At 41.1% G+C, this 16,151-nt stretch carries 15 protein-coding genes; 8 read left to right on the forward strand and 7 right to left on the reverse strand.

Features of this window, described 5'->3' with window-relative positions; translation table 11 throughout:
• Positions 1-27: 27 nt before the first annotated feature.
• Together EZY12_04250 and ispG are read right to left on the reverse strand one after the other, a co-directional pair.
• On the reverse strand, positions 28-438 hold the full coding sequence (locus tag EZY12_04250; protein ID QSX70867.1) for a hypothetical protein: 411 nt from the start codon (positions 436-438) through the stop codon (positions 28-30).
• Between the two features lie 156 nt (positions 439-594).
• The gene (gene ispG, locus EZY12_04255) at positions 595-1,821 is read right to left on the reverse strand and encodes a (E)-4-hydroxy-3-methylbut-2-enyl-diphosphate synthase (protein ID QSX68904.1); all 1,227 of its coding nucleotides are present in this window, start codon (positions 1,819-1,821) and stop codon (positions 595-597) included.
• Between the two features lie 327 nt (positions 1,822-2,148).
• Between ispG and EZY12_04260 the strand changes: the two genes are divergently transcribed.
• The 4 genes from EZY12_04260 (at position 2,149) to EZY12_04275 (ending at position 4,526) form a co-directional block, all read left to right on the forward strand.
• A complete protein-coding gene (locus EZY12_04260) occupies positions 2,149-2,424 on the forward strand; it encodes a CopG family transcriptional regulator (protein ID QSX68905.1) in 276 nt (91 codons plus the stop codon).
• The gene (locus EZY12_04265) at positions 2,421-2,768 is read left to right on the forward strand and encodes a type II toxin-antitoxin system PemK/MazF family toxin (GenBank protein ID QSX68906.1); all 348 of its coding nucleotides are present in this window, start codon (positions 2,421-2,423) and stop codon (positions 2,766-2,768) included. The genes EZY12_04260 and EZY12_04265 overlap by 4 nt, the downstream gene beginning before the upstream one ends.
• A gap of 202 nt (positions 2,769-2,970) precedes the next feature.
• Positions 2,971-3,606 carry a hypothetical protein gene (locus EZY12_04270; protein QSX68907.1) on the forward strand — a complete coding sequence of 212 codons (636 nt, stop codon included), beginning with the start codon at positions 2,971-2,973 and terminating at the stop codon, positions 3,604-3,606.
• Positions 3,607-3,779: 173 nt separating this feature from the next.
• Positions 3,780-4,526 carry a cobalt-precorrin-6A reductase gene (locus tag EZY12_04275; protein QSX68908.1) on the forward strand — a complete coding sequence of 249 codons (747 nt, stop codon included), beginning with the start codon at positions 3,780-3,782 and terminating at the stop codon, positions 4,524-4,526.
• Between the two features lie 454 nt (positions 4,527-4,980).
• On the opposite strand, the gene EZY12_04280 is transcribed toward EZY12_04275, so the two are convergent.
• On the reverse strand, positions 4,981-7,926 hold the full coding sequence (locus EZY12_04280; protein QSX70505.1) for a tetratricopeptide repeat protein: 2,946 nt from the start codon (positions 7,924-7,926) through the stop codon (positions 4,981-4,983).
• Between the two features lie 385 nt (positions 7,927-8,311).
• Positions 8,312-8,968 (reverse strand): hypothetical protein, encoded by a 657-nt coding sequence (locus tag EZY12_04285; GenBank protein QSX68909.1) that lies wholly within the window; start codon positions 8,966-8,968, stop codon positions 8,312-8,314.
• Positions 8,969-9,096: 128 nt separating this feature from the next.
• Here EZY12_04285 and dnaX point away from each other — a divergent pair, with 128 nt between their 5' ends.
• Positions 9,097-12,021, forward strand: a complete 2,925-nt coding sequence (dnaX, locus tag EZY12_04290) for a DNA polymerase III subunit gamma/tau (protein QSX68910.1) — start codon at positions 9,097-9,099, stop codon at positions 12,019-12,021.
• Here the strand turns inward: dnaX and tsaD are convergent.
• Positions 12,018-13,061, reverse strand: coding sequence for a tRNA (adenosine(37)-N6)-threonylcarbamoyltransferase complex transferase subunit TsaD (gene tsaD, locus EZY12_04295; GenBank protein ID QSX68911.1), 1,044 nt, complete (start codon positions 13,059-13,061; stop codon positions 12,018-12,020). The two genes, dnaX and tsaD, sit on opposite strands and share 4 nt — an antisense overlap.
• A 238-nt stretch (positions 13,062-13,299) precedes the next feature.
• Between tsaD and EZY12_04300 the strand changes: the two genes are divergently transcribed.
• From EZY12_04300 to EZY12_04310, 3 genes are all read left to right on the forward strand, one after another.
• Positions 13,300-13,794: a Photosystem I reaction center subunit III gene (locus EZY12_04300; GenBank protein QSX68912.1), complete on the forward strand. Its 495-nt coding sequence runs from the start codon at positions 13,300-13,302 to the stop codon at positions 13,792-13,794.
• A gap of 39 nt (positions 13,795-13,833) precedes the next feature.
• Positions 13,834-13,980: a photosystem I reaction center subunit IX gene (gene psaJ, locus EZY12_04305; GenBank protein QSX68913.1), complete on the forward strand. Its 147-nt coding sequence runs from the start codon at positions 13,834-13,836 to the stop codon at positions 13,978-13,980.
• A gap of 298 nt (positions 13,981-14,278) precedes the next feature.
• Complete coding sequence (locus EZY12_04310; protein QSX68914.1) at positions 14,279-14,743, forward strand: photosystem I reaction center protein subunit XI; 465 nt, start codon at positions 14,279-14,281, stop codon at positions 14,741-14,743.
• Positions 14,744-14,961: 218 nt separating this feature from the next.
• On the opposite strand, the gene gmk is transcribed toward EZY12_04310, so the two are convergent.
• Positions 14,962-15,558: a guanylate kinase gene (gene gmk, locus EZY12_04315; GenBank protein QSX68915.1), complete on the reverse strand. Its 597-nt coding sequence runs from the start codon at positions 15,556-15,558 to the stop codon at positions 14,962-14,964.
• Positions 15,559-15,812: 254 nt separating this feature from the next.
• Complete coding sequence (locus EZY12_04320) at positions 15,813-16,085, reverse strand: DUF370 domain-containing protein (GenBank protein ID QSX68916.1); 273 nt, start codon at positions 16,083-16,085, stop codon at positions 15,813-15,815.
• Positions 16,086-16,151 lie beyond the last annotated feature (66 nt).

Below are 16,151 nucleotides of genomic sequence, written 5' to 3' on the forward strand. Positions count from 1 at the left end.
AGCTTTAAACTCACCAACTTTTGTTTCTTATCTGTTCCCTGTTCCCTGTTCCCTGTTCCCTGTTCCCTGTTCCCTGTTCCCTGTTCCCTGTTCCCTGTTCCCTGTTCCCTGTTCCCTGTTCCCTGTTCCCTGTTCCCTGTTCCCTGTTCCCTGTTCCCTGTTCCCTGTTCCCTGTTCCCTGTTCCCTGTTCCCTGTTCCCTGTTCCCTGTTCCCTGTTCCCTGTTCCCTGTTCCCTGTTCCCTGTTCCCTGTTCCCTGTTCCCTGTTCCCTGTTCCCTGTTCCCTGTTCCCTGTTCCCTGTTCCCTGTTCCCTGTTCCCTGTTCCCTGTTCCCTGTTCCCTGTTCCCTGTTCCCTGTTCCCTGTTCCCTGTTCCCTGTTCCCTGTTCCCTGTTCCCTGTTCCCTGTTCCCTTCTTTTGTAAGTTGCTGTTAGGCACATTGTCAGAATCAGGATTTACAGGATTTAAGAAATTTCACCGATTATGAATAGATAAGAATCCCTGTTTTCATCCTTTAATCGGTGGATATCCTGATTCTGACCAAAAATTAAAAAAATTAAGTAATCCCACAGAGGGATAGAAACAACAGTTTTACATTAAGGTTCTACCCAGCGTCCGTCGGCCTTAATCAGGTTGATTAATTCTTCTACTCCTTGTGTTTCTGGGACTTTTTTAATTTCTTCCCTGCCACGATATAAAGAAATGTAACCGGGGGTTTTGCCAACATAACCATAGTCAGCATCAGCCATTTCTCCGGGTCCATTGACAATACAACCCATGACTGCAATATCTAACCCAGTCAAGTGTTTAGTGGCTTCCCGGACTACGTGCAGCACTTCCTCTAGATTAAATAAAGTCCGTCCACAAGAAGGACAAGCGACATATTCAACCATTGTTTTCCGCAAACCTAAAGCTTGCAGAATGCTGTAACAAACAGGAATTTCCTTTTCTGGTGCTTCTGTCAAAGACACGCGGATTGTATCACCAATCCCGTCAGCCAGCAATGTGGCAATGCCAGCAGTAGATTTAATTCTGCCATATTCACCATCACCTGCTTCTGTCACGCCCAGATGTAGAGGATAATCCATGCCTAAATCATCCATGCGTTTGGCCATGAGACGATATGCAGCAATCATCACAGGAACTCGTGAGGCTTTCATAGAAATTACGACATTGTGAAAATCCAAAGATTCACAAATACGGATGAATTCTATGGCAGATTCCACCATACCTTCGGGGGTGTCGCCATAGGTGAATAACATTCTTTCGGCTAAAGAACCATGATTTACGCCAATTCGCATGGCTTTACCTTGATCACGCAAGGAAATTACCAGTGGTGCTAAGGTTTCGCGGATTTTTTCGCCAATTTCGTCAAATTCAGCTTTTGTATATTCGGTGCGGTTGGTGTTTGGCTTTTCAAATACATACAAACCTGGATTAATTCGCACTTTTTCGATATGTTTGGCGACTTCCAAGGCGATTTTCATGCCATTGTGATGGACATCTGCCACAATTGGCACATCACGGTAAGTTTTAATTAATTTTTGTTTAATTTCCGCCAAAGCTTTAGCGTGTCCCAGGCTAGGAACAGTGACGCGGACAATTTCGCAGCCTATTTCATGGAGACGACGAATACCCGCCACAGAACCATCAATATCCAGGGTATCTTCATTAATCATTGACTGTACCGTCACTGGGTATCCACCCCCAATGGTGACATCTCCCACTTGTACAGCGCGGGTTTTGCGGCGTTTGATGGTGGTATCAAAGGCAGGTTGACTAGATGTAGTGTTGGTAATTTCCAGAGTCGGCAGAGTTTGCATAATCTAAACAGGTAGATTTTCTGTAGCTAAAATATCAGATTGCCAGAAGTTGTACTTCTCAGATTGCCACAATTGAGGATATTTTAGGTGATAAATTGGAAAAGAACTAAGGAATAGGGAATAGGGAACAGGGAACAGGCAAGAGTTTTACAACTGACAACTAACAACTAACCACTGACTAATGACCAATAACCAATGACTAATGACCAATGACCAATGACCAATGACAACTAACTAATGACTAATGACTAATTTAAATTGACTAAATTGATGCGTAAAACGATATGATATAAGACATCACTTCAGTCATCAAATAATGAACGCTCTATGAAAACAGAAACCGTTCGCACGACGTTAACCATTCCCAGGGAACTCCTAGAAGCTACAGATAAAGCGGTTCTGGAAGGAAAGGCAAAAAATCGGAATGATTTTGTCGCTCAGGCTTTGCGAAGAGAACTGGCAATGCAAAAGCGATCCGAAATTGATGCCGCATTGGCAGAAATGGCTAATGATCCAGATTATCACGCAGAAGTCTTAAAACTGGAGTTGGAATTTGCTACAGCACAGTGGGAGGCTTTGCAGTTAGGGGAATCTCCAAGATGAAAAGGGGTGAGGTATATGATGCGCGTCTAGAAATGACTGAAGGTTCGGAGCAAGGAGGAACTCGCCCAGTGATTATTGTTAGTCGTGATGTGATTAATCTATCCAGCCCAGTGGTTTTGGCAGTACCCTGTACCACCTATCAAGACGGGAAGCGAGTTTACCCCACTCAAGTTTTAATTTTATCACCAGATGGCGGACTCAAGAAGGACTCAATCGCAATGGCAGATCAGGTGCGGGTCTTATCTAAAACCCGCTTTTTGCGTTTAAGAGGAATACTTTCTGAAGTTGTAATGGCACATTTGGAGCAAGCATTGTTAATTGCATTAGATTTACCAGGGTGTTAAGTAGTTTAACAACACTAAATTCATTCGTGGAGTTAGGGAACAGGGAATAGGGAAATTAAGACGGTAGATTAAGTAGGTCGTTTTGTAAGCGCAAAGCACAGGCACCGCTAACAAAAATTACATAAGAATCCTATATAATTTCCTTAATTAACCTAAGTTGGTATTAGGAAAACCTTAAAAAACTAAAACTTATCCTCTCAATATGTCTAAATCAGTAAAAATATCAACTCATTTAACACAACAGTCTCAAGAAAAAGAGAAGGAGGTGCAACTAATAAATGAAGTTAGCATCTTATTAAAAACTTTGATTTATCAGGAAGAAATTACAATTAAAGAAATCATAGATTGTCTTTATGATGTTGGTTCAATTAATTTGATAAATCAAAAGTTCAATTTTGGAACTTTCAATAAAACTCTAAAATTTATGACTAAAATGTCTAAGCCTGCAGTTAAAATGCTTGCTTGGCAATGGGCTAAGAAAAATTCCCCTGATTTGATTACTAACTGGCTGCAAAGTAAAGTTACATTTATCAGAGTAGAAGAAACGCGGGTAGAGGTGATGGCAGAAGATGAAAATCTAAGTTTAGCTTCTATTCCCCAACTTCCAGAGGAGAATCAAATTGAACTGCCTGCAGCAGCGCTTCGCTATCAGGTAAAACGTCTTCATTTACAGGTGAAATTGTTAACAGGTATTTTAGTTGCTACGGTAACTTTATTCGGTGGTAGTTTGATTTGGCTAACTAATTCATTACACTTATCGCATTTGCAAAGTTTAGAAAAACTACAAAATCAAATTAAAACTTTAGAATCTAGTACCGCAGGGCGGAATTTAGAATGAAGAATTTAGAATGAAGAATTTAGAATGAAGAATTAAAGTCTATAGCGGTATGCAGTTGAATGAGATACAAAATTTTCACGAAAAACGATACAGAGAAAGACTTTTAACTCTGTTCCCCGTTCCCTGTTCCCTGCTATATATGATTTCGGTGTCAGCTTTTCAGGGAATTTAGTATGTTGCGGATTTTAATTCTCGGTGGAATTGGTGATGCGGTAGAATTGGCTGCTAAGGTAGCAAATATTCCTGGTATTGAGGCGATCGCTTCTTTAGCCGGTCGTACCCGTGAACCTGCTAATCTGGTTGGTAATGTCCGAATTGGGGGTTTTGGTGGTGTAGTCGGATTGGTTAGTTATCTGCGAGAAATGCAAATTGATCTATTAATTGATGCTACTCATCCTTTCGCTAATCAGATTTCGGAGAATGCAGCCGCAGCCACACAGGAAGTAGGTATTCCTCGCTTAATGGTAATTCGTCCACCTTGGGAAAAACTAAAGGATGATTGCTGGTTAGAGGTAGAAAATAATATTGCTGCGGCTGCTGTTTTAGCGAATCAAGCTCAACGAGTATTTTTAACAATTGGTAGACAAGAAATTGCAACTTTTGCACATTTGCAGGAAATTTGGTTTTTAATGCGGATGATTGATCCACCAAATACTGATGTTCTCCTACCACCAGGATTAATTTTATGCGATCGCGGTCCTTTTACTTTAGAAAATGAACAGGAAATTCTACTCAAATACAATATAGATACCATTGTCAGCAAAAATAGTGGTGGTAATGCTACATATCCCAAAATTATCGCCGCCCGAAAACTAGGAATCAAGGTTGTGATGGTAAATCGTCCACGCATACCCCCAGGAGAACAAGTTCCAGACGTGGAAGGTGCTTTGCAATGGCTAAACAATAAACAAACAATGTAGGGGTTGAAAAGAAATAACTGTTAGTCCAAAATGAAGGGAGTTTTTGAAGCTCTACAAACTCTCGTCTTAAATATGTTGCAGATCTATCAAGGCAAGAACTGTAGATATAACCTATCTTCCGCACCCTCAACTGTCACAATCGGTTTTTACTGTTTTTTATGATGAAATGAGGATGTATTATATACCGAATCTCAATGAATTAACGGATACATGATGCCGACAAGGCATAATTTATATCCAAAAATCAAGAGAAAATCAAGTGATAATACTATGTGACACCCCAGGGTGCGGAATGTGGGATATAAGGTAATGCCTGAAAAGCAGTAGAGGCGTATTATAGTAGGGACGCATTGTATTAGGGACGCATTGTATTAGGGGCGTATTGCAATACGCCCCTACATGAGGATATTCAGATGGCTGAAACTGTTCCCTGTTCCCTGTTCCCTGTTCTCTATTAATAACCGAGACAATCCTTAGAAATAGCAAAGGTTTCGCTAACAATTTCTGATGCTAATTGATTCATAAAGAGCGCTTCGCTATCAAATTTAAGTAAAGGATAGTCCTGATTACTATGATGTTTATGCCCATTGGAGAATGACTGAGATTGTAAAGAAAGTCCCATTGCTAAACTAGGCATATAAATAATATTGTAATTTGCCACATCTTCAGAAGATATGCTCGCAAAGGACAGATTAAATACGCTGTGTAAAGGTAACTTATATAGGTCGCGGTGGGGAATTAAAATTATTGTATCTACCCCTTCCAATTCTTGAATAATTGTGGAAATATTCAAGATATTTTGCAAGTGTAATAGTTTTGATACTGTTGCCGACTCTTGCCAATCTGCTAACCAATGTTCAAATTCAATTAATCGTCTTACCTCTTCTGGAATTGCATCTATATCTTGGATGGGTGTAAACAATAAAATGGGTGATGGTGATTGATCTTTGATAATGAATGTGTGTAAAGCTGCTGGGCTAAGATGCCAATAAACTATGGCTGTGGAGGGATTAAGCAATTGTTGAATAGAGCTATAATTTCCAGTATGGAGTTGGTAATTTAAATCAGGAATCAACCACTTTAAACAATTATTTTTCCCCTGTTCGGCCATTTCCCAAGCTTCTACTAAGTCTCCGGTATTTACAGCCAAATCAACTGCTAGTTGTCCCAAACCTGCAAACTTTAGTACCAGTTGTTTTTTGTTTTCATCAGCACGAGTGGGCTGTGTGAGTAATTGTTGTAATAATTCAATCCCCCATTTTTGTAATTCCTGTGCCGCTACTGTTTCTCCTAAACAGACAAGCACTTTCGTCAGCAATTGCAAAATTTCTAAATGCAATTCTGGAAAATCTTCTGGTGTCAGCGTAGATATTGCCAATTGGTATTCTGACATGGCATGATGCCAATAATCACGAGGTGCGGTTTCTTTTTTGCCTTGCTCGTAGTAAGTATTACCAATAGCTATATGTAATCTTCCCCAACCTTCTGGATGGGTATCTGGGCGAAGATGTTTCAAACCCTCTTGATAACTTGCTAATTTACCCTCATAGCCGCCTAAGTTCAGGGCAGAATTAGATGCAGAAATGCTACTAAATACAATTAGTGATGATTGCTGGGGGGTAAGATGACCAGCAGCCGCACCCCTACCCAGCCAAGCTTCCCAGTAGTCTAATTTAATTTCTAAGGCACTGTCATAGCAGGATATAGCTGGGGCGAAACGGTCTAGGTAAAATAGGGCTACGGCTTGGTTATACCATGCGGGGTGGAAATCGGGTTTGATGGCGATCGCTTGTTGATAGCAGGCGATCGCATCTTCACGACGACCTAAGTTTTCAAAGGACACACCTCGGTTATACCAAGCTAGATAAAATTCAGGTTGAATGGCCAGGGCTTGATCCCAAGACTCAATTGCTTGGGACCATTGTTTTAAACTAAATAGCACCACACCCCGGTCAATCCACACCTCATGATAGTTTGGTTGGAGATCGAGAGCTTGATCATAACTAGCGATCGCCTCTGCATATTGTTCAACCACAGCTAAAGCTATACCCCGGTAGTACCAAGTTTCTGGATCTTGGGATTCCAGATTGAGAGCTTGATCATAACTAGAAATGGCTTCCCCGATTAAACCTAACTTGAGTAATGCTAAACCCCTGCTAGACCAAGCTTCTTGGTAAGTAGGTTTAATGGCGATCGCTTGATCAAAAGAAGCAATAGCCGTGTCAAAATCTCCCAACTCTCCCAGAATACAACCCCGGATATACCACACCCTGTACAAATCGGGTTTGAGTGCCAGTGTTTGGTCATAAGCTGCGATCGCCTCGCTCAACCGTTGCAAGTAAAACAGTGTCAAACCCTGATTAAACCAATATTCATAAGCTTGAGGTTGTATTTGACTGGCCTGTTCATACAAAGCCAAGGCCGCTAACAAATCTCCAGCTTTAGCTTGCTGTAAACCTTCATAAAATAAACTTTCCGCTGGATTGGTAACAACTATTTGTGATGTTGATTGCTGAACAATTTGACTATCACGAATTACCAATTCTGCCGCTAATTGCTGGACAAGTTGGTTACTTTGCTCCAACCGCACTGTCAACTCATCTAAAGTAGATGCTAAATGCGGTTCTAAATTCACCAAAGAATAGTTCTGGGTTTTCTGCTTTGGAGATTCTGGCTCTGGAATTACTTCCTCAATATTCTGGGAAAATTCCTGAATTCTATACTCATAACTCTGATAGTCATTTTCTGTCTTAGTCTTAGCTCCATTCTCAACAATATCTTCAGCTAAAGACTCATGACTTAACTCTAGAGACTCACCAGTAAACAAATTCTCCACCATTGGGGATGGTAACTGATTAGTCACACTTGACCCATCTTCATATTCCCAAAGTTGTTCCCCAAATTGGCGGAGCAATTCTTGTCCAGGAGTATCTAACTCCTGGGCTGTCGGTATGGAAATTTCCCACTCCTGTGACTCTTGCTTGCTCTCATATTCCTGATTTAGGTTCCGTCGTAATAGCTGCATCCCAATATCATAGGACAGGTTACTAACCTCACCAATCCCTAACTCACCCAGTTTTACCATGCGCTTGCCTAACTGAAGATTCGGTGCGGGGGAAGCCAGTAATTTGTCACCAAATATCAACAGCCAATCTATCCAACGATCCACAGTAATTCGCGGTTCCATCCGCTGCAAATACTTCAACGCCCACTGTTGTCCTCGCGCTTGATGTACGCCTTCTAGTAGTTCGTTAAATAACAACTCTAGATCCGCGTTTGTGAGTTCTGGTGGTTGATCTGCCACCAGATTGCCTTGACTAGCCTGGGGATCACTAATCCTCAGACTACCAAAGGGGTACTGTAAAAATTTGTTAAGCCACTGCAAGAGCCACCTGAACATCTGCCATTTTATGGGATTTTCTTTCTTATACATTGTAGCTATCGTTGTGCCAAAAAAATTATTAATTACGGAATGGACTAGAAAACCTAATAGACCTACGTAAAAATATTGATAGCTACTTTGAACAAATCAGACTTATACTTATTGACATACCTCCTCATTCTAAAAGAGCGAGGATTCCTTAACACTTCAATGAGATGTGCCACCTAAGTAGTCTTATCTTCTCTCCATGTTCGTTTAGAGTCTCCTAATGCCATAAGGCTACTTTCTTTTATTGTACCAGAATCTTTAATAGAAGCCGTTCTAGAAGGACGGGGCTTTGATCCCATTATTTCCGGTCATGAAGAAATTTTATTAAAAGTTATTCTCAGTTCCCCAGTCCCAATTATACAGAAGATTCATTCGATTCATACTGACTAACTAATACTTCAATAATCTCTTCTGCGTTATTTGTTTCAATCCCTAGTTGTTGGGAGATTTGCTCGCACAGGTTCCCATCCTGCTGCAACATAATCAACAACTCATCTAGAGTAACAGTTTTGTATTCCCCCTCTGGTGAATTTTCTTCCGTATCGGTAGGTATTAGGGGATTATTCTCTACTGCATCGGGACCGTCATATTCCCAAACTGGTTCTCCTGGATTGCGTGTTAATACTTTCATGCCTATATCGTAGGACAGATTGCCAATTTCCCCAACCCCTAATTCACCAAGTTGGACTAATCTGGTTGCTAATTCATTATGGGGTTTAGAAGATGCTAATAATCTTTCACCAAAACGATTTAACCATTCTAACCATTGTTCTGTACTAACACGATGTTCAATGTTTTGTAACCATTTTTGCGCCCAAGCTTGTCCTTTGACTTGATGAACTCCTGCCAATAGTTCTGTGAACAGAAGTTCTAAATCTGTATCAGTTAGGAGTGGTAATAAGGGTTTGGGAATATCTTCTCGACCTGAACTGAGATTTTGTTTACCAGCAAACAAGCGCCGGAAAAATTTTTTAAGCCATTGAATTAGCCGCTTGAGCATCTGATACACCATTAATATTGCTTATTAAAATTTTAGCGGTGTCCGTGACTAGCTGCTATGTCTGATGAGAAATTGCCTTGAGTTGTTAGAATGATAAAACCCTAAATTTATCTGGGATATACGGATTTAAACCTGTCTCCATGTCTTACGAACCCCTGCACCATAAGTATCGGCCAAAGAGTTTTGCTGAACTGGTGGGTCAAGAGGCGATCGCTACTACCCTAACTAACGCCATTCTTTCAGCGAAAATCGCCCCTGCCTATTTGTTCACTGGCCCCAGAGGTACAGGAAAAACTTCTAGTGCGAGAATTCTCGCTAAATCTCTTAATTGTCTCCAAGGTAACCAACCAACTCCTTCACCCTGCGGCGTTTGTGAAATCTGTCAGGGCATTACTAAAGGCTATTCTACTGATGTAATTGAAATTGACGCTGCTAGTAATACAGGTGTTGATAATATCCGTGAACTGATTGAAAGGGCGCAGTTTGCCCCCATGCAGTGTCGTTATAAAGTTTATGTGATAGATGAATGTCTGACAGGAGATTCTTTGATTCTCACCGATGCTGGACTTATTCCCATTGATAACCCAAATATTCAAGGTCAGAGAGTTCTTAGTTACAATGAATCCTCTGAAAAATGGGAATTTAAGAAAGTTGTCCGTTGGTTAGACCAAGGAGAAAAGCAGACTTTAGTTATCAAAACTACTCACAGAGAAATTAAGTGTACAAGTAATCATTTAATCAGGACTGATGAGGGATGGATAGCAGCAAAAAACGTCAAAGAAGGAATGAAGATACTATCCCCTGTGAATGTGGATGTGGCACTCTCATCTACAAATTTGGGGTTGATGGACGCAGCCGAAGATTTGTTAGCAGACACCAATTTAAAGGTAATACCTACGGACAAAAATTCTACGACGGGGAATCTATTCTTAGACAAGGGGAATTACTTCGGCCACTATGTGCTTGCGGATGTACAGAAAAGCTCGATATCCCAGACTTTTTGCAAAAAAAAGGTAGAGGAATCAAAAGTATCCAATCTTATTGGGCAAAACATCCATATCAAAAAGGACACGGAAATTGGGAACTTAGAACACAAAAATTCCTTACTAATGCGGCTTTTATACAGCCAGATACATTGGGACTCATCTACGGAACATTATTGGGAGATGGCTCAATCACTTACCCCAATAAATACAGTAGATTCCCTCTCAGTGGACAAGGAAGCCCACAGATTCAAATACATACAGAAGGATTCTCGCCTACAGAAAATCAACTTATTGCCAACTGGCTTACAGAAATGGGATATCCAGCAACAGCAAAGTTCTACACCAAAAGCATCACAAATAAGCAGTACAACTACATCTGGATGGGAGCAACCGCCAGTAGAAAATGGGTGGCAGATTTCAAACAATATTCCATACCCGCAATGGATTACAAATTTGGAGAAGGTCGAATCTGTTCACCTCGCTGGAGTTGAGCGAGTTTATGATTTAGAGGTTGAGGATAATCATAATTTTGTAGCTAATGGATTATTAGTACATAACTGCCATATGCTTAGTACAGCGGCATTTAATGCGTTACTTAAAACCCTGGAAGAACCACCTAAGCACGTTGTTTTTGTCCTCGCCACAACAGATGCACAAAGAGTATTACCAACTATTATTTCTCGTTGTCAAAGATTTGATTTTAGACGAATTCAGTTAGAGGCAATGGTCAAGCATTTAACCCATATTGCCGCCACCGAAAGTATTAATATTTCTCATGATTCTCTGACTCTTGTGGGACAAATAGCCCAAGGAGGATTAAGAGATGCAGAAAGTTTATTGGATCAATTAGCTTTAGTAACTGGGGAAGTGACACCGGATAAAGTTTGGGATTTGGTGGGTTCAGTCAGTGAAAAAGATTTATTTGGGCTATTAGAAGCGATCTCTCAAGATCATGCGGAAATAGTCCTCGACTCTACTCGTAAAATTCTAGATAGAGGCAGAGAACCCCTGATCATTCTCCAAAATCTCGCCGCTTTTTACCGAGATTTCCTCATAGCTAAAACTGCCCCTAATCGTCAAGATTTAGTTGCTTGTACTCAGTCAACCTGGACATCATTAGTAGAATTTGCCCAAAAATTTGACATTAGTACCATCTTGCTAGGACAACAACACCTAAGAACAGCAGAATTACAATTAAAAAATACCACTCAACCCCGTTTGTGGTTAGAAGTCACATTATTAGGATTATTACCCAGCGCGACTGTTCAAATCCAAACCGCAAATATTCCCCAGCGAGTTAATCCCAATCCTCCACCCCCTGCTTATTCTCCCGCTGCTGCACCCCCATCAGCATATCCGCCCACAAATAACTACCCAGCTACTAATTTCGCCCCACCACCCGCGCCAGAACCTATATCTGCACCACCAGCACAGCCAGTGGGGGAAGGTTCACAACATGACTTAACACAACTTTGGCAACAAGTTCGGGGACATATTCAGCAGCTACCTACACAAGCATTGTTAGGACAAATGTGTCATTTAATGGAGTTCAATGATTCTATTGCCCGTGTAGGTGTAAAAGCGGTTTGGTATGACAAAGTAAAATCTTATCTACCTATCATTACCACAGCCTTTAGACAAACTTTCCAGCAAGAAATTCAAGTCACTTTAGAAAAAGCTACCACTGCAAACGCCACATCAACCAGAAGAAATCCACCACCACAAAATTCTCCTCCGGTTCAACAACCACCCCAACCTACAGCCAATCAGCAAACCCCAGCCCCGCCACCCACACCACAGCCAGTATCTACAGTATCAACACCACCATCAGTAGCAATCCAGCCTGAGCCTGTTGTTACCCATGCAGCACCAGTACAAACTATTTCTCCGCCACCAGTACAACCATCTCCATCAAATTGGGATCATGATGGCGTAATTAAAGCTGCGGAAAGTTTAGCGAAATTCTTTTCTGGAGAAATTATCCGTGTGACAGATGATAGCTTCCAACTATCGGATTCTGTTACTTCTACTGAAACACCTGAAATATATGAATCCTATGTTGATGATGAATATAATTAATTTTCGTACAACTGCATAACTTGGTTCAGTGAGAGCCGGGAATGGACTCCTAATGTGAGTGGTGATGTTCTGCCAAGGGATAGGTGTTCTACGGCTGCACAGCCAATCATGGCGGCGTTATCAGTGCAAAATTTCAAGGGAGGGAATAGAACTCGTAGGTTGTGTTTGCTGGCTGCTGCTTGCAAATGCTTTCTTAGTCCGCTATTGGCTGCCACACCACCACCTACAGTAATGGTATCTAGATGATAGTTTCGAGCGCAAGCGATCGCTCTTTTGGTTAGCGATCGCGCTACAGTATCTTGAAAACTAGCCACAACATCCGCTATTGGTACTTCTTTACCTTCTTTCTCGAATTGCTGCACTAAACGCAATACCGCTGTCTTTAATCCGCTGAAACTACAATCATAGGGATGATAACCCCCACCTGGTAAAGAAATTTTTCCTTCCGGTAATGGAAAAGCCTGGGGATTACCTGTTTGTGCCAACTTATCAATTATTGGTCCACCGGGATAACCCAGTTTTAACAACCGCGCCACCTTATCAAAAGCCTCACCCGCCGCATCATCACGGGTTTCTCCCAAGGTTTCGTACATACCATAATCTTTCACATAAATCAAGCTTGTATGACCGCCGGAAACAAGTAAGCTAAGAAAAGGGGGTTTTAAACTTGGCTCACTCAAATAAGTCGCGTAAATATGGCCCTCTAGGTGATGCACTCCCAAAAAAGGCAAATTATGGACAATTGCTAGGGTTTTGGCAGCCGTTAACCCTACCAGCAACGCCCCCACAAGTCCAGGCGCACAAGTGGCAGCTATCCCATCAATCTGATTCCAGTCTAGATTGCTAGACTCCATAGCTTGCTCTATTTCATAATTCAGCGTTTCTAAATGCTGACGTGATGCCACCTCGGGCACTACCCCACCATATTGCTGATGAACAGAAATTTGTGAAGCAACTATACTGCTACACACTTCACGATTCTTAATAATTGCCACAGCAGTTTCATCACAACTGGTTTCAATGGCTAAAACGGTTGTCATTAGGGTAAATCGGTAAAAGGCAAGAGGCAATATATTCTCCCATATCTTTACTGTTCCCTGTAAAGAGTTCCCTGTTTCCTAACTTTTGATTGAGAAGCTTTAACTTTTATTGACTTAAACTTTACTCCATTGCCAGCCAAGAGTATGATGACTTCCTAGTTATCTAAAATAAAGACTGTACAAGCCGCTTCGTTTTGTACAAGAAACTTCTCGTTTTGTAATAAAAGGAAACAACTCCATGAGACGATTGTTTGCTTTGCTTTTGGTGGTTACTCTTTGGTTCAATTTTGCCCCTGAAGCGAAAGCACTAGGCGCAAATCTTGTCCCTTGCAAAGACTCTCCCGCCTTTCAAGAGCTAGCACGAAATGCCCGTAACACCACCCCTGACCCCGAATCAGGTAAAAAGCGGTTTGAACGTTATTCTCAGGCACTCTGTGGACCTGAAGGTTATCCCCACTTGATTGTAGATGGCCGTCTTGATCATGCTGGTGATTTTTTGATCCCTAGTATTCTCTTCCTCTACATTGCTGGTTGGATTGGCTGGGTAGGCCGTGCTTATCTCCAAGCAATCCAAAAAGGATCAAATCCCGAACAAAAAGAAATCCAAATTGATTTAGGTATTGCTTTACCTATCATCACTTCCGGTTTTGCTTGGCCAGCAGCAGCAATCAAGGAATTGCTCTCTGGGGAGTTAACAGCTAAGGATTCAGAAATTACCGTTTCACCACGTTAATTCATTTGTTTGCACTCACTCATTCTGGAGAATAAATTCATGGCTGAAAAAGGCGACGAAACCAACTACCTGATTACATTCATCTCCACTGCTCCTGTAGCCGCTACAATCTGGCTAACAATCACAGCCGGGATTTTGATTGAATTTAATCGCTTCTTCCCCGACCTCCTTTTCCACCCACTATAGGTTGAAAATGCGGTTCAAAAAAGCTAATTTACTTGGCTTTTGCTGCTAGATTGTCTAATTGAGTGATCAAACCTAACTAGGTGAAAATATCACTCAAATCAGCAATCTTAACGAATTTATGAAACTCGTCATGTTGTCCATTATTTGCGAGTTTCATACTTTTCTAAATTAGAAAGATGGCAAAATTAATTTTCATTAAAAATGCCATCTTTACTAATTCAAAACCGAGCAAATAACATGACTTAAGCAGTAAGCTCATCAAAAACTTACCTAGTGATCCAAGGAATCGAAAATAATTATGGCAGTAGCAGCAGGACGTGACTCCCAAAAGGGCGACCTAGAGACCCCCATCAATTCCGCTCCTTTGGTGAAGTGGTTTATTAACAATTTGCCAGCTTATCGCCCCGGTCTAAATCCTTTTAGACGCGGTTTGGAAGTTGGTATGGCTCATGGTTATTTACTATTTGGACCTTTCCATAGATTAGGTCCTTTACGCAATGCCCCCAACGCTACCTTGGCTGGTTTATTGGGCAGTATTGGCTTGGTTGTAATTTTGACAGCTTGCCTATCTTTATATGCTAATAGCAATCCTGATAAGGCTCTTGCTAGTGTTGCTGTACCCAACCCCCCCGTTGATGCTTTTAATTCTAAGGAAAGCTGGAACAATTTTGCCAGTGCTTTCTTGATTGGTGGTATTGGTGGCGCAGTAGTTGCTTTCTTTTTAACCGTTAACTCTGGATTAATCCAAGGTTTATTAGGTTAATTTGATTCTTAGTAATGGGTAATAGTTAATAATTTGGACTATTACCCATTGCCAAGTTAAGTAAAAAACTAAGTATAGAATTGACATCCTCCCCACCTTACTTCGTTGAAGGTGGGGATTCCAAAGATCACTCTTTGGGCTTCCTCTTTCCACGAGTTGATTTGCATAAAGAAAAAACCTCCTTCTTTCTTCTTTCTCAACTCCTGACTCGGTGACTTCTATTCAAAGATCGCTTTTTCAATTTCAGTTAAAGCTTTCTCAAAATCATCATTGATAATTTTTATATCAAATTCATTAGCAGCAGCAATTTCTTCTTCAGCCCGCTGTAAACGACGAGCGATCGCTTCTTCAGAGTCTTGTCCGCGTCCACGAATCCGGTTTTCTAATTCCGAAAACGAAGGTGGCAAAATAAAAATGCTGCGGGCGCTAGGGAAGGAAGTACGGACTTGTCTTGCTCCTTCTAGTTCAATTTCTAGCACTACCAACTTACCAGACTGAACATGATTAAGCACAGCTTCACGGGGCGTACCATAGCAGTTACCAGCGAATTCTGCCCATTCTAAAAATTCGCCTTGAGTAACTAACTGTTCAAATTTATTCCGGGCGATAAAGTAATAGTTTTTACCATCAATTTCTCCAGAACGGGGAGAACGAGTCGTTGCAGATACTGAATAATGCAATTCTGGATAACGCTTCAGAATTTCATTCATTAAAGTACCTTTGCCGACTCCACTAGGACCGGTTAAAACAATTAGCTTGCCCAGAGGTGGGCATTCTTTCGTATTTGCACCATTATGGATAGGTAAAACTTGCATTATCCGTGAAAAAGAGTGAATTAATCAATATAAATTATTCGTTAGTCTTGTTCTAGCCGCTAAAACAACTAATACCATTTTGAATTTTGAATTTTAGATTGTAACCTACCTACGGTATAACCTCTGTAGGTTACCATCTCTCATCCTTACTATTTAAATTGGTATCAAGACTAAAGAATTTGTAGCACTGGTGACAGAAAACCAGTCTAATTCACATAGTACGGCCGATATGGTACAAATAGAGTTGATAATTTCTATGTTTGATTATCTACAACATGATGATCACGGGAAATCACAAACCTATTGGCTACTGTTTCTGGCTGAATTGCAGAGAGAATCACATGACTAGAATCAGTGATAATCACCGCCCTAGTCCTTCTTCCATAGGTAGCATCAACCAGTTGACCTCTATCCCTAGCATCGGTGATAATCCGTTTAATGGGAGCAGATTCTGGACTAACTATCGCAACGACTCTGTTGGCAGAGACGATATTACCAAACCCGATATTGATTAATTGAATTTCCATAAGAAAAATTTCAGCTAAACGAAAAATGAAAAGCTTGTAGTAAACTTATTTCCATGTTATCGCTAA

Origin of the sequence: Dolichospermum sp. DET69, from assembly GCA_017355425.1 — a bacterium.
In the GTDB taxonomy this organism is placed as follows: Bacteria; Cyanobacteriota; Cyanobacteriia; order Cyanobacteriales; family Nostocaceae; genus Dolichospermum.